Origin of the sequence: Amycolatopsis sp. NPDC051371, from assembly GCF_040682155.1 — a bacterium.
GTDB lineage: Bacteria > Actinomycetota > Actinomycetes > Mycobacteriales > Pseudonocardiaceae > Amycolatopsis.
Genome location: NZ_JBFBAG010000054.1, coordinates 30,541 through 52,748, shown reverse-complemented (window position 1 = coordinate 52,748; position 22,208 = coordinate 30,541). Strand labels below are relative to the sequence as shown.

The window sequence follows — 22,208 nt, the reverse complement described above, 5'->3', positions numbered from 1 at the left end:
CGTGTGCCGTCCCAGTGCGACTTTCGCCGTCTGGTCGTCCGCGTGGCTGAACGGAGCCGCGGCGTCCGACGATGTCCTCGACGCCCTGCTCGCATGGGGTGAAGCCCACGACGTCGTGGCGGCCGACGCGGCCGCGGCGGAGGCGTTCGCGCTGCCGCTGGCGTTCAACCGCGCGGCCACCCCGGTCCAGCTGCTGATGGCCTTGCGTTCGCAAGGAGCGAAAAGCATGCAGCTGGTCCTCCCGGTCCCGGGCGACGTCCGCGGCCTCGGCGGCGGAGGGCCGTTCGCGGAGGCGGCGCTGCGCGCGGGCGATGCGGTGGTCCTCCCGGAGCTCGGCTCCGGGCTGGTGCCGCAGCCGATCGCCGAGGGCCTGGTGCGCTGGACGGTCTTCTCGCTGTCCTCCCCGGCCACGCCCGAGTACGTCGGGCTGGCCGAAGCCGAGCACGGGCTGACGGACGCGATCCGCAACAGCGCGGGAGCGCTGCAGGCTCTGGACGTGGCCTCGGACCGGCCGGGGGTGCGGGCCGAGCTGTCGGCGCACCTGCGGTCGCGGCCGGACGTGGATTGGCCGGCGGGAACGCCCGGGCGGGCGTTGCGGGTGCTGCAACGGGCTGAGGAGATCGCGGCGATCCTCGCGATCGCGTCGTCGGACGACCCAGGTGGGGCGTTGTCGGCATCGGCTTCGTCGTTGCGGGCTCAGGCTTTGCGGCCATTGTCGGACGCGGTGCGGACGGCTCGGTGTGCCGCTGTCAACGAGGCGGTGCGGGTGTTCGCGGAGCAGACGGCCCGCGAAGGCTGAGATTCCGAGCGCCCCAATGTGGCCTTCGGTGCGCTCAACGCACCGAAGGGCCCCTTGGGTGCGTCCAACGCACCGAAGGCCACCTTGGGGCGCTGGTTACCGGGCCGGGCGCTTGGCCGGCTCGCAACACGCGACCGCGCACGGCGCGCCGTTCACCGTGCAGCCCGCCGCTGGGAACGGGCTCAGCTTCCTCGGCTCCACCCCGTGCGTGTGCTCGCGGATCAGCTCGACCACCAGCTCCGCGAACCGCGGGTCCGAACCCGCCGTCGCCGCGCGGGCGAACGCCATTCCGTGTTCGGCCGCGCGCTCGGCCGCTTCGTTGTCCAAGTCCCAGATCACCTCGAGGTGATCCGACACGAACCCGATCGGCGAGACGACGACCCCGGTGACCCCCGAATCGTGCAGCGCGTCGATGTGGTCGACGATGTCCGGCTCCAGCCACGGCACCTGCGGCGGCCCCGAGCGCGACTGCCAGACGACGTCGTACTCCGTGATGCCCGCTTCGGCCGCGACCAGGCGGGCCGCCTCCGCGATCTGGCGGGAGTACCGCCGGCCACCCTCGAGCGGCGGGCCGGAAGCCAGATCCGCGCTGTCCGGGACCGAGTGCGCCGTGAACACCGTGCGGATGCCGGGCGCGTCGCCCAGGGACGCGTGCGCCGCGCGCACGCCGTCCGCCACCGCCGAGACGAACAGCGGATGGTCGAAGAACTGCCGGATCTTCACCAGTTCGGGCGCCTCGGAGCCGACCGCCGCACGGGCGCGCTCGATGTCCTCGTCGTACTGGCGGCACGCCGAGTAGCCGCCGTACGCGCTTGTCGGGAACACCAGGACTCGCCGGGCACCGGACGCGGTCAGCGACGCCAGCGTGTCCTCGACCATCGGGTGCCAGTTGCGGTTGCCGAAGTGCACCGGCAGGTCGACGCCGGCCGCCGAGAGCTGCTTCTCGACGGCGGCCATCGCGTCGCGGTTCAGCTTGTTGATCGGCGAGACGCCGCCGAAGTGCTGGTAGTGCTCGGCGACCTCCAGGAGCCGCTCCCGCGGCACGCCCCGGCCTTTGGTGACGTTCTCGAGGAACGGCATGACGTCGTCAGGCCCTTCCGGACCACCGAACGAAAGCCACAGCAACGCGTCGTATCCCACCCCCGCCATCTTGCCGATGTGGCGGCCCGCACGCCGACTCGGGCCCGTTATGAATCGACCAGTACAAAACCCTGGTAGGCTCATCCCATGGCCAGGCCCCGGGAGTTCGACGAGACCGCCGCCGTCGAGAGCGCGATGCACGCGTTCTGGACCCGCGGCTACGAGGCGACGTCGACGCAGGATCTCTGCGAAGCCACCGGACTCGGGCGCAGCAGCGTCTACAACACCTTCACCAGCAAGAAAGCCCTCTTCCGGCGAACTCTGACGCACTACAGTGACCAGGGGCTCGCCGGCCGGAAAGCCGTCCTCGAGGGACCGGGCACCGCCGCCGACCGCCTCGCGGCCATGTTCGACGGCCTGATCGACGACGAACTGGAGCACGGCCGCCGCGGCTGCCTCGTCGTCAACACCCTCGCCGAGCTCGGCACCCCCGACGACGAGGTCGGCGCCGCCCTGCGGAACGACACCGAGAAGCAGCTGGCCCTGCTCACCGGATGCGCCCGGGAGGGCGTTCTCGACGGCAGCCTGCGGGACGGCCGAGCCCCGGCCGACGTCGCCGAGTTCCTGCTCAGCACCATTTCCGGACTCAGGGTGATGTCCCGCCGCGGCGCGAGCCCCGAAGCCATGCACGCCGTCGCGGACCTCGCCTTGTCCGCGATCACCCGATAGTGAACGCCTGCAGAACGACAACCTCTGCCTGCGTTTTGTACTGATCGATCCACAACCAAGGAGGACCCGTGCCCCTGGCCGTCTTCGTCCTCGGGCTCAGCGTGTTCGCGCTGGGCACGTCCGAGTTCATGATCACCGGCCTGCTCCCCGGGATGGCGACCGACCTCGGTGTCAGCATCCCCGACGCCGGACTGCTGATCTCCGCCTTCGCGATCGGCATGGTCGTGGGCGCGCCGCTGCTGGCGATCGGCACCCTGCGGCTCCCCCGCCGCCGGACGCTCCTCGTCCTGCTCGCGGTCTTCCTCGGAGCGCACGTCGTCGGCGCGCTCTCCACCGGGTACGCACTGCTGTTCGCGACGCGGGTGGTGGCCGCACTCGCCTGTGCGGGCTTCTGGGCCGTCGCCGTGGCGACGACGATCGCGCTGGTGCCCGTCGAGCGCCGCGGCCGCGCGATGGCGGTGCTGGTCGGGGGGCTGACCGTGGCCAACATCGCCGGCGTCCCCGCGGGAACGTTCATCGGCCAGCACGCCGGCTGGCGGACGGCCTTCTGGGCGGTCGCGGCGGTGACGCTGCTGGCCGCGGCCGGGGTGGCCGCGCTGGTGCCGGAGACGACCGGCGGCGGGATGAGTGTCCGCACCGAACTGCGGCTGTACCGGCGCGGCCGGCTCTGGCTCGCGCTCGGCGTCATCGCCCTGTGCCAGGCCATGATCTTCGCCGCGTTCAGCTACCTCGCGCCGTTGTTGACCGAGACCGACGGCCTGCCCCCCGAGTGGGTCCCGGGTGTCCTCGCCCTGTTCGGCGTCGGCGCGCTCATCGGCATCACGGCCGGCGGGCGGCTGGCCGATCGCCGGCCCTTCGCCACGCTCTACGGCTGCGTCGGGCTTGCCTTGGCGTCGCTGCTCGTCCTGGCCCTCACCACCGACGCGGCAGTCGCCGTGGCGGCCGTGCTCGTCTTCGGGGCCGCCGGGTTCGGCGCCAACCCGGCCCTCAACGTCCGGACGTACGCGGTGGCCGGAAACGCGCCGACGCTCGTCGGCGCCAGCACGACGGCGGCGTTCAACGTCGGCAACACGATCGGGCCGTGGCTCGGCGGCGTCGCGATCGGCGCCGGCCTGGGCTTCCCGAGCGTGGCGTGGACGGGCCTCGTGCTCGGCGCCGCCACGCTGGTCGCGCTCACGGTCGCGGTCGTCGTCCAGCGGACCGACGACCGCGAACCGGTGCTCGCGTGAACCTCAGATGCCGAGGGCGTGGACCCCGCCGTCGACCATGATCATCGAGCCGGTCGTGGCCGGCAGCCAGTCCGACAGCAGCGCGCAGACGCTCTTCGCCGTCGGGTCCGGGTCCGAGCTGTCCCAGCCGAGCGGCGCGCGGTCGCCCCAGCCGTCTTCGAGGTCGGAGAAGCCCGGGATGGACTTCGCGGCCATCGTCTTCATCGGGCCGGCGCTGACCAGGTTGACGCGGATGCCCTGCGGGCCCAGTTCCTTCGCCAGGTACCGGTTGACCGACTCCAGCGCGGCCTTCGCGACACCCATCCAGTTGTAGACCGGCCACGCGACGCGGGCGTCGAAGTCCATCCCGACGATCGACCCGCCCCGGCCCATCAGCGGCAGGGACGCCTTCGCCAGCGACATGAACGAGTACGCCGAGACCTCGACCGCGGTCTTGACGTCTTCGGCCGGCGCGTCGAGGAACGGCGCGCCGAGGCAGGTCTGCGGGGCGAACCCGATCGAGTGCAGCACGCCGTCGAGGCCGTCGACGTGCTCGCGGACGCGGTCGGCCAGCGAGTCCAGGTGCTCCTGGTTGGTCACGTCCAGCTCGATCACCGGCGCCGGCTCGGGCAGCCGCTTCGCGATGGTCTTGACCAGCGACATGCGGCCGAAGCCGGTCAGCACCACGGTCGCGCCCTCCTGCTGCGCGATCTTGGCCGCGTGGAAGGCGAGCGACGCGTCGGTGATGATGCCGGTGATCAGCAGGCGCTTGCCTTCGAGCAGTCCGGGCACGGGTCCTCCAAGCTTGGTTCGGGTGTAAGGGAAGTCAGTGGCCGAGGCCGAGGCCGCCGTCGACCGGCAGCACCGCGCCGTTGACGTAGCCGGCGTCGTCGGAGGCCAGGTAGCGCACGGCGGCGGCGATCTCCGACGGCTCGGCGTACCGGCCCGAGGGCACCTGCGCGAGGATCTGCTTCTTGCGGTCCTCGGACAGCTCGTCGGTCATGTCGGTGTGCACGAAGCCGGGGGCGACGACGTTCGAGGTGATGTTGCGGGAGCCGAGCTCACGCGCGAGCGAGCGCGCGAAGCCGACGAGTCCGGCCTTCGACGCCGCGTAGTTCGCCTGGCCGGCCGAGCCGGAGAGCCCGACGACCGAGGAGATGAAGACGAACCGGCCCCACTTGCCGCGCAGCATGCCGCGGGAGGCCCGCTTCGCGACCCGGTAGGCGCCGGTGAGGTTCGCGTTGATGACGCGCTCGAACTGCGCGTCGCTCATCCGCATGAGCAGCGTGTCGTCGGTCAGCCCGGCGTTGGACACCAGCACCTCGACCGCGCCCTGGTGCTCCTCGACCAGCTTGAACGCCGCGTCGACCTGTTCGGTGTCGGTGACGTCCGCCTGGACCCCGAAGAGGCCCTCCGGCGCGCCCGAACCACGGTGCGTGACGGCGACCCGGTGTCCCTGCTCCGCCAGGTCCCGGGCGATCGCCAGACCGATGCCCCGGTTGCCCCCGGTGACCAGAACCGACCGTCCCACAGTGTTCTCCCTCTTCGTCGACCGTGCGCTGATGTCGGGCACGAGGTTATCGGCAGCGCCGCCGCGTCGCGCACCCGCGCCCGGAGTGTCCGCGACCGTCCTAAGCACGGGTTAGGAACTGCCTCCCGACCTTGCTGGTTACCCGCTGGTTGGTCACCGTGAGTCGCAACACAGGAGGTCGACGATGACAACCCGGATCAGCGGTGCCACCACGGGTGCCGTGAGCGAGAAACGCGTGATCGGCAACGTGCTGCGCGGCTCCATCGGCAATCTGGTCGAGTGGTACGACTGGTACGCCTACGCGGCGTTCACCACGTATTTCGCCAAGTCTTTCTTCCCGACGACCGACACGACGGCCGCCTTCCTCGGCACCGCCGCGGTGTTCGCGGTCGGGTTCCTCATGCGCCCGCTCGGCGGCTGGATGCTCGGCCGGTTCGCCGACCGCTTCGGCCGCCGCAGCGCGCTGGTGCTTTCGGTCACGCTGATGGCGGGTGGCTCGCTGCTCATCGCCGTCACGCCGAGCTATCACACGATCGGCCTCGCGGCGCCGATCCTGCTGCTGGTCGCCCGGCTGATCCAGGGCCTGTCCGTCGGCGGGGAGTACTCCACCTCGGCGACGTACCTGTCCGAAGTGGCCACTCCCGGCAAGCGCGGCTTCTACTCGAGCTTCCAGTACGTGACGCTCTACGGCGGCCAGCTGCTCGCGTTGGGCCTCCAGCTGATCCTGCAGGGCCTGCTCACCGAGCAGCAGCTGACGTCCTGGGGCTGGCGGATCGCGTTCGGCGTCGGCACGGTGGCCGCGCTCAGCGTGATGTGGCTGCGCCGCGGCATGGACGAGTCCGCGAGCTTCACCAAGGAAAAGGGCGACGCGGCGGCGGGCGACCGCGGCACGCTGCGCGCGCTGGCCAAGTACCCCAAGGAGATCGCGCTCGTCGTCGGCCTGACCCTGGGCGGCACGGTGGCCTTCTACACCTTCGCCACCTACAGCCAGAAGTTCCTCGAGAACACCGCCCACATCCCGCGGCGCACGGTCACGATCATCCTGTTCTCGGCGATCCTGCTCGCGGCGATCCTGCAGCCGCTCGCGGGGAAGCTGTCCGACCGGATCGGCCGCCGCCCGCTGCTGCTGTTCTTCGGCATCGCGGGCACGCTGCTCACCGTGCCGATCATGACGATCATGGGCTCGACCCGGAACCCGGTCGGCGCGTTCTTCCTCGTCCTCGCCGGGCTCTTCGTCGTAGCCGGCTACACGTCGATCAACGCGATCGTGAAGGCCGAGCTGTTCCCGACGAAGATCCGCGCGATCGGCGTCGGCCTGCCCTACGCGTTGACCGTCGCGATCTTCGGCGGCACCGCGGAGCTCATCGCGCAGGCGCTGAAGAGCGCCGGGCACGAGTCGGTGTTCTTCTGGTACGTCGCGGGCTGCGTCCTGGTTTCCCTGATCGTCTACGGCACAATGCGGGAAACCTCGAAGAGCTCCGAGCTGGAGGAGCGTCCCGAGCCGGTGGGCGCGGGCGAACGCTGAGAAGGGGATGGCCGTGCGCGTGCTCCTCGTCGAAGACGACGCCGGGGTCGCCGGCGCGCTCGCCGAGTCGCTGCACGCGCGCGGTCATCCCGTCACCAGCGTCGGGCGCGGGGCCGACGCCCTGCACCGCCACCGCAACGCCGACCTGGTCCTGCTGGACCTGGGGCTGCCCGATCTCGACGGTCTGGACGTACTACGGAAGATCCGAGCAGTCTCACCGGTGCCGGTGATCGTGCTGACCGCCCGCGGCGACGAACGCTCCATCGTGCGAGGCCTGCGCCTCGGCGCGGACGACTACCTCACCAAGCCGGTCCGGCTGGCCGAGCTGCTCGCCCGGATGGACGCCGTCGTGCGCCGCGCGGTGGCCCGCGACACCCCGGCGGGTGACGTCGTGCGCGTCGAGGACGTCGAGATCGACCTCGGCGCCCGCCGGGTCCTCGTCGCCGGGCACGACATCGGGCTGACGACCAAGGAGTTCGAGATCCTGGCCGTGCTCGCCGCGCGTCCCGGCACCGCGGTCAGCCGCCAGCAGCTGATGGACGAGGTCTGGGGCGACGCCTACCTAGCGGTGTCGCGCTCGCTCGACGTCCACCTGACCGGGCTGCGCGCGAAGCTGGACCGGCCGGGCCTGCTCGCCACCATCCGCGGCTTCGGCTACCGGCTCGGCCGGGACTGACCCGTGCGCACCCGGCTGCTGGTGGTCCTGGTCGCCCTCGCGCTCGCCGTGGTCGCCGCGTTCGCGCTGCCGCTGCTCGCGTCCACCGCCGAGCAGCGCACCCAGCAGCTGGTCATCTCCCGCACCGCCGACGTCGACCGGTTCGTCGTGCTGGCCCAGCAGGCCGTCGACACCCGCGACCCGGCCGCGCTCGTGGCCGACGCGGCCCGCTACGCCGAGCTGTACGGCGAAGGCGTCGTCATCGTCGACGCCCGGCGCGCGCCGCTGGTGCAGGCCGGCGGCCTGACGGCGGCGGACCCGGCGGTGCACGCGCTGGTCGAGGCGACCATGCGCAACGAGCCGGCACCGCAGGTCGGCCGGCTCGGCCCGTGGTCGGGCGAACCGGCGTACTTCGCGCGGCCGGTCGGCACCGGCACCCGCGTGTCCGGCGTGGTCGTGCTGCGGGCGTCGGTGACGGCGGCGGCCGCGGACGTCGCCACCCGCTGGGGCACCATCGGCGCCGGGGCGCTGCTGGTCGCGGTGGTGTTCGTGCTGCTCGCCGTGGTGCTGGCCCGCTGGATGGTGCGGCCGCTGCACGAGCTGGAGACCGGCGTCCTCGCCGTCGCCGCCGGGCACCGCGCGCACGTCCCCGAACGCACCGGGCCGCGGGAGCTGCGGGTCCTGGCCGGCGAGGTCAACCGGATGTCCGAGGCCGTGCTCGAAGCGGCCGACCAGCAGCACCGGCTGGTCGCCGACGCCTCCCACCAGCTGCGCAACCCCCTTGCCGCGCTGCGGCTGCGCGTCGACTCCCTGGCCGCGCAGGTGGCGGGTGACAACGCCACCTACCGAGCGACCGTCGCCGAGGTCGAACGCCTGGAGAAGCTCCTCGACGGCCTGCTGGCCCTCGCGCTGGCCGAGAGCACGGCGACCCGAGTCGCTGCCGGGGGCGCGGACGAGGCCTGCGACCTGGCCGCCGTGCTCGCCGAACGCGTCGACGCCTGGCGCCTGGTCGCCGAGGACGCCGGCTCGACACTCGTCCCGCCGCCCGGGCACGACGAGCCCGTCACCGTGCGCTGCCCCGAGGGCGAGCTCGCGCAGATCCTCGACGTGCTGCTGGACAACGCCGTCCACTACGCCGGTCGCGGCGCGAAGATCACCACGGACTGGGAAAGCGGCCCGGAAACGGCGACGCTCGTCGTCCGCGACGACGGACCCGGACTGTCCACCGAGGACCGCGCGCGGGCGACCGAGCGGTTCTGGCGCGCGGGCGGCGAAGGCGCGCCGCGCGGCACGGGGCTCGGCCTGGCCATCGCGCACCAGCAGGTCCGCACCCGCGGCGGCGTTCTGGAGCTGCGCCAGGCCTTCCCGCGCGGCCTCGAAGCCCGCGTCACGCTGCCACTCGCGGAGGCGCCATGAGCCTCACGCGGCGCAGCGCCCTGCTCGGCGGCCTCGGACTGGCCCTGGCGGGCTGCTCGACGTCCGGATACGGCGGTCCCGACCGGACGGTCACCATCGCGGCGGGCGAACGCGGCGGCTTCTACCTCGCCTTCGCCGAGCTGCTGGCGACCCAGCTGAGCCGCGCCGAGCCGCGGCTGCACGCCACCGCCGTGCCGACCGAGGCGAGCGTCGCCAACGTCGAGCTGGTGCGGCGCGGGCAGGCCGACCTCGGGCTGGTGCTCGCCGACGTCGCCCAGACGGCGCTCGGCGGGAACGCGCCGTTCACGGAGGACGTGCCGCTGCTCGCGCTCGGCCGCGTCTACGAGAACTACCTGCAGCTCGTGGTGCGGGCGGACGGCCCGGTGCGCCGCCTCGCCGACCTGGCCGGCCGTCCGGTGTCGCTCGGCGCGGGCGGATCCGGCGCGGCCCAGCTCGGCGAGCGGCTGTTCACGAAGGCCGGAGTCGCCGTCGACGCCAGGCACCTGCTCTTCGACGACGCCGTCCAGGCGCTGGCCGGCCGGCGGATCGACGCCATGCTGTGGTCCGGCGGGGTGCCGACGCCGAAGCTCGCCGACCTCACCCGCACGACGCCGATCGCCCTGCTGCCCCTGGATGCGGTGGTGCCCGAGTTGCGCGCCGCGTACGGGCCGGTCTACGACCAAGTCCAGGTGCCCGACGGCGCGTACCGCGGGGTCGGCGCGCTGGGCACGATCGGCGTGGCGAACCTGCTGGTCTGCTCCCCCGCCCTGCCCGACGACGTCGCCTCGGCGGTCGTCCGGCTGCTCGTGGAACGGGCGACCGACCTCGTGCCCGCCGAGGCCGTCGGCACGCAGTTCCTCGACGTGCGGACGCTGATCGGGACGCAGCCGGTGCCGCTGCAGCCGGGCGCGGCGGCCGAGTACCGGGCGCTGCACGGCTGAGCGCTAGATTGGGCCGGTGACCGAACCCCGCCACCCGATCGTCGAGATGCCGCTGCGCGTGCGCTACCACGAGTGCGACGGCCAGGGCATCGTCTTCAACGCCCACTACCTGGCCTATGTGGACATGTGCGCCTTCGAGGCGGAGAAGGCGCTGTTCGGTTCGCACGACGAGTTCCTGGCCCACCGCACCGACGTCGTGGTGGCGGAAGCCACCCTGAAGTTCCGCTCGCCGGCCCGGTACGACGAGGAACTGGTCGTCTCGCAGTACCTGAACCACCTCGGGACGACGTCGCTGATCTTCGACTTCGAGATCCGCCGCGGCGAAACCCTCGTGGCGGCGGCGAACGTCCGGTACGTGTTCATCGACCCGGAGACGCTGCGTCCGGAGGCGCCGCCGGACACGGTCCGCAAGGTCTACGCGGCCCTGCTCGAGGGCTGAGCCGTGTTCCGGATTCTCTTTCACCAGCCCCAAATCCCGCCGAACACGGGCAACGCGATCCGCCTCGCGGCGAACACGGGGTGCGAGCTGCACCTGGTCGAGCCGCTGGGGTTCACCCTGGAAGACAAGCAGCTGCGCCGGGCCGGGCTCGACTACCACGACCTGGCGCGGGTCCGGGTGCACGCGTCGCTGGCCGCGGCCTGGGAAGTGTTGCTGCCGGCGAAGGTCTACGCGTTCAGCGCGTCGGCGACGCGGCTGTACACGGATGTTTCGTATGCGCCCGGGGACGTCTTGATGTTCGGGCAGGAGTCGGTGGGGCTGCCCGCAGCGGTGCAGGACGCACCGGAGGTGACCGACCGCGTCCGGCTGCCGATGCTGCCGACCAGCCGGTCGCTCAACTTGGCCAACACCGCGGCGATCACGGTCTACGAAGCCTGGCGGCAGAACGGCTTCGCGGGCGCGTGATCACCGTCCGGTAGGTTCGCCGGATGCGACAGCAGTTCCTGGGGGCGCTCATCGGCGCCGCGTTCGGCACCGTGTTCGTCCTCGTCAACTCCGGGGCTCCGCTCCCCACGGCGATCGGCTGGGTGCTGCGCGCCCTCGCCGTGGCCGCGCTCGCCGCGGTGGTGGTCCTCGGTGTCTGCGCCGGCGGGCGGCCGACGCTCGAGGACCGGCCGATGTTCGGGCCGAGCTACCGGGTGATCGTCCTCGGCGAAGTGGTGCTGCTCGTCGCCGGGTTCTTCGTGCTGAGTCTCCTCGACGCGCCGGTGCAGGCGAACGTCGCCTGGATCGCCACGATCGTCGGGCTTCACTTCGTCGCGCTGGCTTCCGCGTGGAAGACGCGGTCGATCCTCGTGGTCGGGGTGGTCCTGACCGTGCTGGGCGTGGCCGGCCTCGCCCTGCTCGGCAGCGCCGCGGAGTGGGTGCCGTTCGTCAGCGGCGTGCTCTCCGGCGTGACCCTGCTCGGCGGAAGCCTGTACGGCGTCCGCCGAGCCTGAGTCACGGAAGTCTCTGGCCGAAGAACAGGCTGGCCGCCGCGCCCATCATGAGGATCAGCGTCCCCACGACCACCCACGGCTTGCTCGCGTCGGCGTCCTTCAGCTCGTAGCCGATCTGCTCGCCGAGGTCGGCGTAGACCTTCTTCAGTTCCTCGGCGCTGGCCGCCTTGTAGAAGTCACCGCCGGACAGGCGGGCGATCTCGCGCAGGGACTCGTCGTCCACGCTGACCGGCTGGGCCTTGCCGTCGATGTCGACCGAGCCGTGCGTCGTGCCGAACGAGATCGACGAGATCGGCACTCCGGCCTGCTTCGCCGCCTGCGCCGCCGTGTAGCCACCGCGCGCCGCGTACAGGTCTTCCGGCACGGTCTGCTTGCCGTCGGACATCAGCACGACCCGGGCCGGCGGTGGTCCGTCGGCGCCGCCCACGACGCTGGAGAAGCTCTCCACCGACTGCAGCGCCGCGAAGATGCCTTCACCGGTCGCCGTCGACTGGGCCAGCTTCAGGTTCTCGATCGCCTTGATCACGCCGTTGCGGTCGGTGGTCGGGTTGACCAGCACGGTCGCCGTGCCCGCGAACGAGATCAGGCCCAGGTTGATCCCCGGGGTCATGTTCCGCGCGAACTGCGTCGCCGCGTCCTGCGCCGCCTTCAGCCGCGTCGGCGCGACGTCGGTGGCCTCCATCGACAGCGACACGTCGATCACCAGTATCACGGTCGCCCGGTTGCGCGGCACCTTCTGCTCGGCGGTCGGCCCGGCCAGCCCCACCGTGAGCAGCAGCAGCGACAGCACGATCAGCACCGCCGGCAGGTGCCGCACCCAGCCCTGGCTCTTCGGCGCGATCTTGTCGAGCAGGGCCAGGTTCGCGAACCGCATCGTCCGCTTGCGCCGCGCGCGCTGCACCACGACGTATCCGACGGCGACCGCCGCGACGGCGATGAGCAGCAGGAACCACCAAGGCGCGGTGAAGCCGGTCAAGCTCACGCGACACCCCCTGACCAGCGACGCTTGCGGGCGACGACGAACCGCACCATGTCGGCGATCCAGTCGGCGTCGGTGCGCAGCGTCAGGTGCGCCGCACCCGCGCGCCGCAGGCCGGCCGCCACCGTCTGGCGGTGGGCGTGGGCCGCGGCCCCGAACTCCTTGCGCAGCAAGGCCGACGCATGCACTTCGCGCTGTTTCCCTGTCTCCGGGTCGGCCAGCACGACGGTGCCCACCTCGGGCAGGTCGACGTCGCGCGGGTCGAGGACTTCGATCGCGATCAGTTCGTGCCGCCCGCCCAGCGCCCGCAGCGGCCGCTCCCAGGACGTGTCGCCCAGGAAGTCGGAGATCACCACGGCCAGGCCGCGGCGGCGCGGCGGCCGGCGCAGCGCCTCGAGCGCGTCGGCGAAGTCACCGCGCGTGCCCTCGGCGGCCCGGGGTGTCTCGGCCAGCTTCCGCACCAGCCCGCGGGCGTGCGCCAGGCCGCCGCGGGCCGGGATGCGGGTCATCTCGGCGCCCGTGGAGATCAGCGCGCCGATCCGGTTGCCGCCGCCCCCGGTCAGGTGGGCGACCGCCGCGACCGCGCAGACCACCAGGTCACGCTTCTCGCACAGGGCTGTCCCGAAGTCGAGGCTCGCCGAGAGGTCGGCGACGACCCACGTCTCCAGCTCGCGGTCGGCCACGGTCTCGCGGATGTGCGGGGTCGTGGTGCGGGCGGTGACGGCCCAGTCCATCCGGCGGACGTCGTCGCCGGGCTGGTACGGGCGCGCCTCGCCGGGCTCGGACCCCGGCCCCGGCACCAGGCCGAGGTGGTTGCCCTGCAGCAGCCCGTCAAGCCGGCGGCGGACGTCGAGCTCCAGGGTCCGGAGCCCGGCCTCCAGCCGTTCGCCGCGCAGTACCGGCGGCGCCCACGAAGGACGGGTGCCCTTCTCGTTCTTCGCCATCGCCGGTTACCTGACCGGCGCGCCCGCCGGGACCGGGCCGCCCTGGCCGGCCCCGCCCTGCGGCCGGGCCGAGACCTGCGGCAACGGCACGGTCTGCAGCACGCGGGTGATGATGTGGTCGATGGGCACGCCGTCGGCGAGCGCGTCGTAGGACAGCACGAGCCGGTGGCGCAGCACGTCCGGCACGACGTCGACGACGTCCTGCGGCAGCACGTAGTCGCGGCCGCGGACCAGGGCCAGCGCCCGCGCGGCGGCGATGATGCCGAGGCTCGCGCGCGGCGAGGCGCCGTAGGACACCCAGCCGGCGACGTCGGCGAGGCCGTGCTCGTTCGGCGTCCGGGTGGTCAGCACGAGCCGCACGACGTAGTCGACGAGCGCGTGGTGCACGAACACCTGCGCGGCGACGCCCTGCAGCCGGACCAGCTCGCCCGGGCTGAGCACCTCGTGCGGGGTGGGCGGGGTGACGCCCATCCGGTAGATGATCTCGCGCTCCTCCTCGGCGGTGGGGTACTCGACGAGGATCTTGAACAGGAACCGGTCGCGCTGCGCCTCGGGCAGCGGGTACACGCCCTCGTTCTCGATCGGGTTCTGGGTGGCCAGGACGAGGAACGGGTCGGGCATCGGGAACGTCTGCCCGCCGATCGACACGTGCCGCTCGGCCATCACCTCGAGCATCGCCGACTGCACCTTCGCCGGCGCGCGGTTGATCTCGTCGGCGAGCACGAAGTTCGCCACGACGGGGCCGAGCTCGACGTCGAAGCGCTCGGCGCCCTGGCGGTAGATCCGGGTGCCGAGGATGTCCGCGGGCACCAGGTCGGGGGTGAACTGGACGCGGGAGAACGAGCCGCCGACGACCCGGGCGAACGTCTCCACCGCGAGGGTCTTCGCCACGCCGGGGACGCCTTCGAGCAGCAGGTGGCCCTTGGCCAGGAGGCCGACCAGCATCCGCTCGACCAGGCGGTCCTGGCCGACGATGATCCGCTTGACCTCGAACACGGTCCGCTCCAGCAACTGGGCGTCCCGGGCCGGCGTCCCGGCCTGCTGGCCGTTCCCGCCCTCGGCGTAGCCGGGCTCGGTCACTCTGCCTCCTCGAAAGTTCGTGCGCCGCCCCGCGACGGTGATCACGCGGTGCGACCGTACTGCGTCCCCCGGACGTTCGTCCGCCCGGCACGCGGACGCGCGTGTTGCCCCGTCGGTAGCCAACACCTTCCCCGGTGTGACATCTGTGAAGCAGGCGATCAGCGGTGGCGCTCGAGGTCCTCGGGGGTGTCGATGTCGTCCGCTTCGCCCCGTTCCGCCGGGAGCTCGGTGACGGCCAAGCCGCCCAGGACGCGGCGCAGCGCCGCGTTCTCCAGCTGCTCCGGCAGCGCCGCTTTCAGCGCGGCGACCCGCCAGGCGCCGAGCAGCCACTGCCGGGACCCGGTGGCGTCCACGAGCACGGCGCCGTCGCCGTCGCCGATCGCCGCGACCAGGCGGTCCACTGTGGACCGGCGGACGCCCGGGAGGTCGGCGGCCAGCACCGCGACGGCCTCGACGTCGTCCGGGACGAACGCGAGCCCCGCGGCCAGCGCCGCCACCGGCCCGGTGCCCGGCACCGGCTCCCGGGTCCACACGACGTCGAAGCCGGGCCGCCGCGGACCGACGGCGATCACCCGCTCGGCACCTTCGAGGGCGTGGATCGCGCGGGCGAGCAAGGGTTTCCCGCCCACCGACAGGGCCGGCTTGTCCACACCGGACAGTCTGCGGGCCGATCCCCCGGCCACCACGATCCCCGCGTACCGCATCCGGGGAATCTAACCCATACTGGACGCGTGTCCTACACCGTCGAACCGCGCGTCGACGCCTACATCGACGCCCTGCCCGGGTGGCAGCAGGCGATCTGCCGCGAGGTCCGCGAGCTGGTCCACGCCGCGGACCCCGACGTCGTCGAGACCATCAAACGCACCCGCCAGCCGTACTTCGTGCTGGACGGCAACATCTGCGCCCTGCTGGCGGCGAAGGACCACGTCAACGTCTTCGTCTACGACGGCGGCATCGTCCCGGACCCCGAGGGCATCATCACCGCCGGGCACGGCAACAAGACCGCCCGGACCGTGGCCTTCCGCGAAGGCGAGCCGATCAACGCACCCGCGCTCACGGCGATGTTCCGGCAGATCATCGCGAACAACCGCGCCGGCGGCTGGCGCAAGCTCAAGCGTGAGCAAGCCTGACGTCAGCGCCCTAGCACGAGGTAGGCCAGGCCCAGCACGCCGCGGTAGTCGCGGACGTACTGCCGCTGCCGCTCGTCGAGCCAAGCGCGCACCCGCGGGGCCCGCGGGTCGGCCGGGTGCACCAGCAGCCACTCCTGCCAGGCCGCCTTGGACGTCGACTCGAAGTCGTCCCATTCGAGCTGGTCGGCCGTGCTGAGGTGCAGCACCCGCCAGCCGGCGTCGACCGCGGCGTCGAGCAGCTCCGGCAGGGTCAGCGTGTCGGGGCCGAAGATCTCCAGGGCCGCCGGGTTCGGCGGGGCCGCCCAGAAGCCGTCGCCGTAGAGCAGCCTGCCGGACGGCACCACCCGGGCCAGCCCCTCGAGCGCCGCCTTGGTCGAGCCGAAGATGTGGGCGGCGCCGATGCAGAAGGCCCGCTCGACGGGGACGTCCCAGGTCGCGGCGTCCGCCTCGGTGAAGTTCACCGTGAGGCCCCGCTCGGCGGCCGCGGCCCGCCCACGCTCGAGGCCGGTCACGTCGGTGTCGACGCCGGTCACGCGCAGGCCGGGCGCCCGGGCGGCCGCCCGCAGCAGCAGCTCGCCCCAGCCGCACCCGAGGTCGACGAGGTGTCCCTCCCCCAGGGCCATCCGGTCGAGCAGCAGCTCCGCGTGGGGCTCGGACAGGGGCGTGTTCCAGCGCATCCCGGTGCGCCGCAGCGCGTTCAGTTCGTCGTCCACCGGGTGATCTTGTGGGCTGGACGGCGACGGCGTCGAGTGGTTTTCAGCCGACGAGGCGGGTCGCGTACGGCATGATCCCGCCGTAGCGCACCGGCGCGACCCGGACCCGCAGGCCGGACTGCGGCGCCTCGACCATCTGCCCGCCGCCGAGGTAGAGCGCGACGTGGTGGATGCCGCCGGCGCCGCCCCAGAACAGCATGTCGCCGCGGCGCATCTGCGAGAGCGGCACGCGCCGGCCGGCCGTGTACTGGTAGCCGCTGTAGTGCGGCAGGCCGCGGACCCCGGCGAAGGCGTAGATCATCAGGCCGGAACAGTCGAAGCCGATCTTGTTGTAGTCGCCGTAGCGGTCGGCGACGCCGCCGTCGCGGATGCCGCGGGTCGGGCCGCTCGCGTTGCCACCGCCCCAGGCGTAGGGCAGGCCGATCTTCGACAGCGCCCGGGCGATGACGGCCTCGATCGACGAGCCGGCCGGGCCCGCCGCCGGCTTGCTCGCCGGGCGGCCGCCCCCGCCGGACGAGCCGAGCGCGGCCTGGCGGGCGCGCTCGTCGTCCTCTCGCTGCTTCTGGGCGAGCCAGTCCTGGTAGCGCTGCCGCTGACCCTGCAGGCCGCTGACCTTGGACTGGGCGGTGTAGAGCTGCTGCTCGACGTCGGACTTGCTCTTCTCGAGCTGGGTGTTCTGCGACGCCTGGCTGTCCTGGGCCTGGATGGCCGAGGACTGCGCGGAGTCCGCGCTGGTCTTCGCCTGGCGGGCGGCGTCCTGCTTCTGCTGGGCGATCTCGGCGGCCTTGCGGGCCGCGGAGTCCTTGTTCGACTTGTCGGTCTGCGCCTGCTGGAGCCGGTCGAGGGCGTTGAGCCGGTCGCCGCCGACGGCGTCGAGCAGCTGCGCGCGGGCCAGCATGTCCTTGGGGCTGTCGGCGCTCAGGTACGCCGAGAGCGAGCCGACCGTGCTGCCCTGCTGGAAGCTCGCGGCGGCGAACGACTTGAGGTCGTTGCGCGCCTTCTCGATGGCCGCGGCGGCCGCGTCCGCCTCGGTCCGGGCGGCCTTCGCGTCGTTCTCGGCCTGGGCGGCGGCGTCCTGCGCGGACTGCAGGTCGACCAGGGCCTTGTTGGCCTCTTCCTGCTTGAGCTCGACGTCGTCCTGCAGCTGCGACAGCTTCTGCTCGGCCTGGGCCAGCTGGTTGGTCAGCCGGCCGACCTCACCGGCCTTCGCGTTGGCCTCGTTCTTGCTGTTGTTCAGCTCCGAGTCGCTCGGGTTGGGCGGCGGCGGGGGCGCCGCGAGGCCCGTGCCGCCGGCCCCGAACAAGATCACCAGTGCGAGCGTGCTCACGGTCAGTCCACGGCGCGCGCCCGGCACCTTCCAGCCCCTGCGCCGTTCCGGCACGACCGCCACCTCCGCTCACCTGCGCACATCGCGCGTCACTGCAGTCACACCACTATCACAAGCATCATCGGAAACTTACACACCGTAGGCACCAATTCCCCTTATTGAGGGACCCCCGGCGCGGATGGCGCAGCCCACACCGCGTGTCGTCTTGTTCCCCAAACAGGACGCGCGTACTGTTTGAAGCACCGCGAGGTGTGCCATCCCGAATCCGGTCCTACGGTGGGGGTGCGCAAGACTCGCGTCCGCCCCCGTGCGGACTCTGCACGACCCTGAGCACGACACCCGAACTGACCGAACTGACCCGGGACTCGACCGCCGCACCGGCGCGGAAGTCCATGCCACTGGAGTTAGACGTGACCGCACCTGCCAGCAAGGACAGCTTCGGCGCCAAAGACACGCTGAAGGTCGGCGACGCCTCGTACGAGGTGTTCCGCCTGAACAAGGTCGAGGGCGCCGAGCGCCTGCCGTACAGCCTCAAGATCCTGCTCGAGAACCTGCTGCGCACCGAGGACGGCGCGAACATCACCGCCGACCACATCCGCGCGCTGAGCTCGTGGGACCCGAAGGCCGACCCGTCGATCGAGATCCAGTTCACGCCCGCCCGCGTGATCATGCAGGACTTCACCGGTGTCCCCTGCGTCGTCGACCTCGCCACCATGCGCGAGGCCGTCACCGACCTCGGCGGCGACCCGGACAAGGTCAACCCGCTCGCGCCGGCCGAGCTGGTCATCGACCACTCGGTGATCATCGACGTCTTCGGCCGCCCCGACGCCTTCGAGCGCAACGTCGAGATCGAGTACGAGCGCAACCGCGAGCGCTACCAGTTCCTGCGCTGGGGCCAGGGCGCCTTCGACGAGTTCAAGGTCGTCCCGCCGGGCACCGGCATCGTGCACCAGGTCAACATCGAGCACCTCGCGCGCACGGTCATGAGCCGCAACGGGCAGGCCTACCCCGACTCCTGCGTCGGCACCGACTCCCACACCACCATGGTCAACGGCCTGGGCGTGCTGGGCTGGGGCGTCGGCGGCATCGAGGCCGAGGCCGCCATGCTGGGCCAGCCGGTGTCGATGCTCATCCCGCGGGTCGTCGGCTTCAAGCTGACCGGCGAGATCCCGGCCGGCGTCACCGCCACCGACGTCGTCCTCACGATCACCGAGATGCTGCGCCGCCACGGCGTGGTCGGCAAGTTCGTCGAGTTCTACGGCGAGAGCGTGTCCGCGGTGCCGCTGGCCAACCGCGCCACCATCGGCAACATGAGCCCGGAGTTCGGCTCCACCGCGGCGATCTTCCCGATCGACGAGGAGACCGTCCGCTACCTGAAGCTGACCGGCCGCTCCGAGGAGCAGGTCGCGCTGGTCGAGGCCTACGCCAAGGAGCAGGGCCTCTGGCACGACTCGTCGCACGAGGCGGTCTATTCCGAGTACCTCGAGCTGGACCTCTCGACGGTCGTCCCGTCGATCGCCGGCCCGAAGCGCCCGCAGGACCGCATCGAACTGACGGACGCGAAGTCGTCGTTCCGCAAGTCGGTGCACGACTACGTGGACGGCGAAGACACCACCCCGCACACCAAGATGGACGAGGCCTCGGAGGAGTCCTTCCCGGCCAGCGACGCGCCGTCGCTGTCGTTCGCCGAGGACGACGCCGCGCCGGTGATCGTGTCCGCCGCGAACGGCGCGAACGGGCGCCCGAGCAAGCCGGTCAAGGTCTCGACGTCGGACCGCGGTGAGTTCGTCCTCGACCACGGCGCCGTGGTGATCGCCTCGATCACCTCCTGCACCAACACCTCGAACCCGTCGGTCATGCTCGGTGCCGCGCTGCTCGCGCGCAACGCCGTCGACAAGGGCCTCGCGGTCAAGCCGTGGGTCAAGACGTCGATGGCGCCGGGCTCGCAGGTCGTCACCGACTACTACACCAAGGCCAACCTGTGGCCGTACCTGGAGAAGCTGGGCTACCACCTGGTCGGCTACGGCTGCACCACGTGCATCGGCAACTCGGGCCCGCTCTCGGACGAGATCTCCGCGGCGATCCAGGAGAACGACCTCACCGCGGTCTCGGTGCTCTCGGGCAACCGGAACTTCGAAGGCCGGATCAACCCCGACGTGAAGATGAACTACCTCGCGTCGCCGCCGCTGGTCATCGCCTACGCGCTGGCCGGCACGATGGACTTCGACTTCGCGAACCAGCCGCTGGGCCAGGACAGCCACGGCACCGACGTCTTCCTGAAGGACATCTGGCCGACGGCGCAGGAGATCCAGGAGACCATCGACTACGCGATCACGCAGGAGATGTTCACCAAGGACTACGCCGACGTCTTCGACGGTGGTGAGCGCTGGAAGGCGCTGCCGACCCCGGAGGGCAAGACCTTCGAGTGGGACGCCGAGTCCACCTACGTGCGGAAGCCCCCGTACTTCGAGGGCATGACGCCGGAGCCGGCCGCGGTCACCGACATCTCCGGCGCGCGCGTGCTGGCGAAGCTGGGCGACTCGGTCACCACCGACCACATCTCCCCCGCCGGCGCGATCAAGCCGGGCACCCCGGCCGCGCAGTACCTCACCGAGCACGGCGTGGAGAAGAAGGACTTCAACTCCTACGGCTCGCGGCGCGGCAACCACGAGGTGATGATCCGCGGCACGTTCGCGAACATCCGGCTGCGCAACCAGCTCCTGGACGACGTGCAGGGCGGCTACACCCGCGACTTCACCCAGGACGACGCCCCGCAGGCGTTCATCTACGACGCGGCGCAGAACTACGCGGAGCAGAACATTCCACTGGTCGTGCTGGGCGGCAAGGAGTACGGCTCCGGTTCGTCGCGCGACTGGGCGGCCAAGGGCACGTCGCTGCTGGGCGTGCGCGCGGTGATCACCGAGTCGTTCGAGCGCATCCACCGGTCGAACCTGATCGGCATGGGCGTCATCCCGCTGCAGTTCCCGGCCGGCGAGTCGGCCGCCTCGCTGAAGCTGGACGGCACCGAGACGTTCGACATCTCGGGCATCACCAAGCTGAACGACGGCGAGACCCCGCGCACCGTGCACGTCACCGCCACCAAGGCCGACGGCACCAAGGTGGAGTTCGAGGCGGACGTCCGCATCGACACCCCGGGTGAGGCGGACTACTACCGCAACGGCGGCATCCTGCAGTACGTGCTGCGGAAGATGACGCAGGCGTAAGGGAAGTTCCCCGAAGGGCCGTCCGGAGTTCGCTCCGGACGGCCCTTTCGGTTTTCGCGATCACGGCCAGCAGGTCAGCACGAAGTCGTCGAGCCGCACCCACTCACCGTCGAACCCGCGACCGCTGTCCATGAGCAGGTAGCGCACGTAGATCGACTGGTACCCCGACAGGTCGAAAGCCAGCGAGATCGTTTGGTAGCCGGGATAAGCGAGGTAACGCTCGCCCGTGGCGACGAAGCCGTTCGCCGAGTTGCGGACCTCGATCGAGATCTCCTGGCTCCGGTTGTTCAGCGGGTTGACCTGGATTTCTGCGTTGCAGTGACTGATCCCGCCGTTGCCCATGTACGCCCAGGTGCCCATCGCGGCCGCCGCGCTCGAGCTGTAACCCGAGTGCAGCCAGCCGTTGCCGCGGCCGCTGCGCTGCGTGCCGTTGTCGTAGTCGAAGCCGCCTTGCCCGCTGCCGAGCGTCTCGATGTGCCACAACGCGCCCGGGTTCGCCTCGAACCCGTCCGCGAGCTGGCCGAAGCGCGCCTCGGCGATTCCCGTTCCGGCGAGCAGCAGGGTCAGCGCGCCGCCCAGTGCCGCCAGTGTCCGTCCGATTCTCGTCATGCTCTCCCCTTTCTCGGACGTCCAGCACACCGCCTGGGCGCGCTGCGGGCGAGGTCCGTTGGGGCGCGTCATCGGACGTGCTCGTGTGCGTCTACGCGGGCACGGCTTCCCAGCGCACGCTGGACACGGACGGCTCCAGCGAAAGCCGTGACACCGCCGCCTCCATCTGGGCGTCGTCGCGCTGGTCGCCGACCAGCTCGGCGCGCACCTCGACCGTGCGGTCCTCCCGGTCCGTGCTCAGCACCGACAGCAACCGGAAGTCCGTGCGGTTCAACGACTGCACGAGCAACGCCCGCACGTGCGCCTCGGTCGCGTCGCGGGTCACCGCCTGGAACGCGTACCTCGTCGGCGTCTCGTCACCCGCTTCCGGGCGGCGGTCGACGACCCGGCCGAGTGGCCGCAGCACCACGTTCACCCCGACCACGACGGCGGTCCCGGCCGCCGCGACCACGTACAGCCCGGCCCCGGCCAGTGACCCGACCGCGGCCGAGCACCACAGCGTCGCCGCCGTGTTGAGGCCGCGGACGTTGAGGCCGTCGCGCAGGATGACGCCGGCGCCGAGGAACCCGATGCCCGAGACGATCTGCGCGGCCACCCGGGTCGGGTCGGCGTCGCCGCTCGAGCTCAGGCCGCCGAACCCGTGGGCGGACAGCAGCACGAACAGCGTCGCGCCGACCGCGACCAGTGCGTTGGTGCGCAGCCCGGCCATCCGGGCGCGGAACTGGCGCTCGAACCCGATGACGGCGCCCAGGCCGACGCCGGTGCCGACACGCAGCAGCATTTCGAAGATGGTCATGTCCGACTCGTTTCCGGCGTGCGCGCACTGCCGGACAGGAGGAGACCGGACGAGATCAGCCCAGCCGGAAGCCTCCGGTGAGCGC

23 protein-coding genes are annotated in these 22,208 nt (G+C 71.8%); 12 read left to right on the top strand and 11 right to left on the bottom strand.

The window, feature by feature from the left end; genetic code table 11:
• The first annotated feature begins 1 nt into the window (after nucleotide 1).
• Nucleotides 2-799, top strand: a complete 798-nt coding sequence (locus AB0M59_RS44300; RefSeq protein ID WP_364627754.1) for a hypothetical protein — start codon at nucleotides 2-4, stop codon at nucleotides 797-799.
• A gap of 96 nt (nucleotides 800-895) precedes the next feature.
• Here the strand turns inward: AB0M59_RS44300 and AB0M59_RS44295 are convergent, their stop codons facing one another.
• Nucleotides 896-1,939 (bottom strand): ferrochelatase, encoded by a 1,044-nt coding sequence (locus AB0M59_RS44295; RefSeq protein ID WP_364627785.1) that lies wholly within the window; start codon nucleotides 1,937-1,939, stop codon nucleotides 896-898.
• Nucleotides 1,940-2,026: 87 nt separating this feature from the next.
• On the opposite strand from AB0M59_RS44295, the gene AB0M59_RS44290 reads away from it, so the two are divergent.
• Both AB0M59_RS44290 and AB0M59_RS44285 read left to right on the top strand, forming a co-directional pair.
• A complete protein-coding gene (locus tag AB0M59_RS44290) occupies nucleotides 2,027-2,608 on the top strand; it encodes a TetR/AcrR family transcriptional regulator (protein WP_364627753.1) in 582 nt (193 codons plus the stop codon).
• 68 nt (nucleotides 2,609-2,676) lie between these two features.
• The gene (locus tag AB0M59_RS44285; protein WP_364627752.1) at nucleotides 2,677-3,837 is read left to right on the top strand and encodes a Cmx/CmrA family chloramphenicol efflux MFS transporter; all 1,161 of its coding nucleotides are present in this window, start codon (nucleotides 2,677-2,679) and stop codon (nucleotides 3,835-3,837) included.
• Between the two features lie 3 nt (nucleotides 3,838-3,840).
• Here the strand turns inward: AB0M59_RS44285 and fabI are convergent, their stop codons facing one another.
• Nucleotides 3,841-4,608: an enoyl-ACP reductase FabI gene (gene fabI, locus AB0M59_RS44280; RefSeq protein ID WP_364627751.1), complete on the bottom strand. Its 768-nt coding sequence runs from the start codon at nucleotides 4,606-4,608 to the stop codon at nucleotides 3,841-3,843.
• A gap of 34 nt (nucleotides 4,609-4,642) precedes the next feature.
• Nucleotides 4,643-5,347, bottom strand: a complete 705-nt coding sequence (locus AB0M59_RS44275; RefSeq protein ID WP_364627749.1) for a beta-ketoacyl-ACP reductase — start codon at nucleotides 5,345-5,347, stop codon at nucleotides 4,643-4,645.
• 184 nt (nucleotides 5,348-5,531) lie between these two features.
• Between AB0M59_RS44275 and AB0M59_RS44270 the strand changes: the two genes are divergently transcribed.
• The 7 genes from AB0M59_RS44270 to AB0M59_RS44240 are packed head-to-tail and all read left to right on the top strand — an operon-like array spanning nucleotide 5,532 to nucleotide 11,321.
• Nucleotides 5,532-6,872 (top strand): MFS transporter, encoded by a 1,341-nt coding sequence (locus tag AB0M59_RS44270; RefSeq protein WP_364627748.1) that lies wholly within the window; start codon nucleotides 5,532-5,534, stop codon nucleotides 6,870-6,872.
• A 7-nt stretch (nucleotides 6,873-6,879) separates the two neighbouring features.
• Entirely contained in the window at nucleotides 6,880-7,548 is a 669-nt protein-coding gene (locus AB0M59_RS44265; protein WP_364627746.1) for a response regulator transcription factor, read from the top strand.
• Nucleotides 7,549-7,551: 3 nt separating this feature from the next.
• Entirely contained in the window at nucleotides 7,552-8,943 is a 1,392-nt protein-coding gene (locus AB0M59_RS44260; RefSeq protein ID WP_364627745.1) for a HAMP domain-containing sensor histidine kinase, read from the top strand.
• Entirely contained in the window at nucleotides 8,940-9,884 is a 945-nt protein-coding gene (locus AB0M59_RS44255) for a TAXI family TRAP transporter solute-binding subunit (protein ID WP_364627743.1), read from the top strand. The genes AB0M59_RS44260 and AB0M59_RS44255 overlap by 4 nt, the downstream gene beginning before the upstream one ends.
• A 16-nt stretch (nucleotides 9,885-9,900) precedes the next feature.
• Nucleotides 9,901-10,323 carry a thioesterase family protein gene (locus tag AB0M59_RS44250; protein WP_364627741.1) on the top strand — a complete coding sequence of 141 codons (423 nt, stop codon included), beginning with the start codon at nucleotides 9,901-9,903 and terminating at the stop codon, nucleotides 10,321-10,323.
• A 3-nt stretch (nucleotides 10,324-10,326) separates the two neighbouring features.
• Nucleotides 10,327-10,788 (top strand): tRNA (cytidine(34)-2'-O)-methyltransferase, encoded by a 462-nt coding sequence (locus AB0M59_RS44245; RefSeq protein ID WP_364627740.1) that lies wholly within the window; start codon nucleotides 10,327-10,329, stop codon nucleotides 10,786-10,788.
• A gap of 23 nt (nucleotides 10,789-10,811) precedes the next feature.
• Nucleotides 10,812-11,321 carry a hypothetical protein gene (locus AB0M59_RS44240; RefSeq protein ID WP_364627738.1) on the top strand — a complete coding sequence of 170 codons (510 nt, stop codon included), beginning with the start codon at nucleotides 10,812-10,814 and terminating at the stop codon, nucleotides 11,319-11,321.
• 1 nt (nucleotide 11,322) lies between these two features.
• Here AB0M59_RS44240 and AB0M59_RS44235 read toward each other — a convergent pair whose 3' ends face one another.
• The 4 genes from AB0M59_RS44235 to AB0M59_RS44220 form a co-directional block, all read right to left on the bottom strand.
• The gene (locus tag AB0M59_RS44235) at nucleotides 11,323-12,303 is read right to left on the bottom strand and encodes a VWA domain-containing protein (protein ID WP_364627736.1); all 981 of its coding nucleotides are present in this window, start codon (nucleotides 12,301-12,303) and stop codon (nucleotides 11,323-11,325) included.
• Nucleotides 12,300-13,244, bottom strand: a complete 945-nt coding sequence (locus tag AB0M59_RS44230) for a DUF58 domain-containing protein (RefSeq protein ID WP_364627734.1) — start codon at nucleotides 13,242-13,244, stop codon at nucleotides 12,300-12,302. The genes AB0M59_RS44235 and AB0M59_RS44230 overlap by 4 nt, the downstream gene beginning before the upstream one ends.
• Before the next feature lie 6 nt (nucleotides 13,245-13,250).
• Nucleotides 13,251-14,324 carry an AAA family ATPase gene (locus tag AB0M59_RS44225; protein WP_364627732.1) on the bottom strand — a complete coding sequence of 358 codons (1,074 nt, stop codon included), beginning with the start codon at nucleotides 14,322-14,324 and terminating at the stop codon, nucleotides 13,251-13,253.
• Between the two features lie 158 nt (nucleotides 14,325-14,482).
• Nucleotides 14,483-15,028, bottom strand: coding sequence for a molybdenum cofactor guanylyltransferase (locus tag AB0M59_RS44220; RefSeq protein WP_364627731.1), 546 nt, complete (start codon nucleotides 15,026-15,028; stop codon nucleotides 14,483-14,485).
• Between the two features lie 27 nt (nucleotides 15,029-15,055).
• Between AB0M59_RS44220 and AB0M59_RS44215 the strand changes: the two genes are divergently transcribed.
• On the top strand, nucleotides 15,056-15,454 hold the full coding sequence (locus AB0M59_RS44215) for a DUF1801 domain-containing protein (RefSeq protein ID WP_364627729.1): 399 nt from the start codon (nucleotides 15,056-15,058) through the stop codon (nucleotides 15,452-15,454).
• A gap of 2 nt (nucleotides 15,455-15,456) precedes the next feature.
• Here the strand turns inward: AB0M59_RS44215 and AB0M59_RS44210 are convergent, their stop codons facing one another.
• Together AB0M59_RS44210 and AB0M59_RS44205 are read right to left on the bottom strand one after the other, a co-directional pair.
• A complete protein-coding gene (locus tag AB0M59_RS44210; RefSeq protein ID WP_364627728.1) occupies nucleotides 15,457-16,167 on the bottom strand; it encodes a methyltransferase domain-containing protein in 711 nt (236 codons plus the stop codon).
• Nucleotides 16,168-16,210: 43 nt separating this feature from the next.
• Nucleotides 16,211-17,521 carry an NlpC/P60 family protein gene (locus AB0M59_RS44205; protein WP_364627783.1) on the bottom strand — a complete coding sequence of 437 codons (1,311 nt, stop codon included), beginning with the start codon at nucleotides 17,519-17,521 and terminating at the stop codon, nucleotides 16,211-16,213.
• Nucleotides 17,522-17,904: 383 nt separating this feature from the next.
• Here AB0M59_RS44205 and acnA point away from each other — a divergent pair, with 383 nt between their 5' ends.
• Nucleotides 17,905-20,718 carry an aconitate hydratase AcnA gene (acnA, locus tag AB0M59_RS44200; protein WP_364627726.1) on the top strand — a complete coding sequence of 938 codons (2,814 nt, stop codon included), beginning with the start codon at nucleotides 17,905-17,907 and terminating at the stop codon, nucleotides 20,716-20,718.
• Between the two features lie 60 nt (nucleotides 20,719-20,778).
• Here the strand turns inward: acnA and AB0M59_RS44195 are convergent, their stop codons facing one another.
• Together AB0M59_RS44195 and AB0M59_RS44190 are read right to left on the bottom strand one after the other, a co-directional pair.
• Complete coding sequence (locus tag AB0M59_RS44195) at nucleotides 20,779-21,327, bottom strand: hypothetical protein (protein WP_364627725.1); 549 nt, start codon at nucleotides 21,325-21,327, stop codon at nucleotides 20,779-20,781.
• Between the two features lie 91 nt (nucleotides 21,328-21,418).
• Nucleotides 21,419-22,123: an MgtC/SapB family protein gene (locus tag AB0M59_RS44190; RefSeq protein ID WP_364627724.1), complete on the bottom strand. Its 705-nt coding sequence runs from the start codon at nucleotides 22,121-22,123 to the stop codon at nucleotides 21,419-21,421.
• Between the last annotated feature and the right edge of the window lie 85 nt (nucleotides 22,124-22,208).

Bases quoted from the DNA above. Each gene is read 5' to 3' on its own strand.
- AB0M59_RS44195 (WP_364627725.1), bottom strand. From the start codon at position 21,327: ATGACGAGAATCGGACGGACACTGGCGGCACTGGGCGGCGCGCTGACC.
- AB0M59_RS44265 (WP_364627746.1), top strand. From the start codon at position 6,880: ATGGCCGTGCGCGTGCTCCTCGTCGAAGACGACGCCGGGGTCGCCGGC.
- AB0M59_RS44290 (WP_364627753.1), top strand. From the start codon at position 2,027: ATGGCCAGGCCCCGGGAGTTCGACGAGACCGCCGCCGTCGAGAGCGCG.
- AB0M59_RS44230 (WP_364627734.1), bottom strand. From the start codon at position 13,244: ATGGCGAAGAACGAGAAGGGCACCCGTCCTTCGTGGGCGCCGCCGGTA.
- AB0M59_RS44190 (WP_364627724.1), bottom strand. From the start codon at position 22,123: ATGACCATCTTCGAAATGCTGCTGCGTGTCGGCACCGGCGTCGGCCTG.
- AB0M59_RS44240 (WP_364627738.1), top strand. From the start codon at position 10,812: ATGCGACAGCAGTTCCTGGGGGCGCTCATCGGCGCCGCGTTCGGCACC.
- AB0M59_RS44255 (WP_364627743.1), top strand. From the start codon at position 8,940: ATGAGCCTCACGCGGCGCAGCGCCCTGCTCGGCGGCCTCGGACTGGCC.
- AB0M59_RS44220 (WP_364627731.1), bottom strand. From the start codon at position 15,028: ATGCGGTACGCGGGGATCGTGGTGGCCGGGGGATCGGCCCGCAGACTG.
- AB0M59_RS44270 (WP_364627748.1), top strand. From the start codon at position 5,532: ATGACAACCCGGATCAGCGGTGCCACCACGGGTGCCGTGAGCGAGAAA.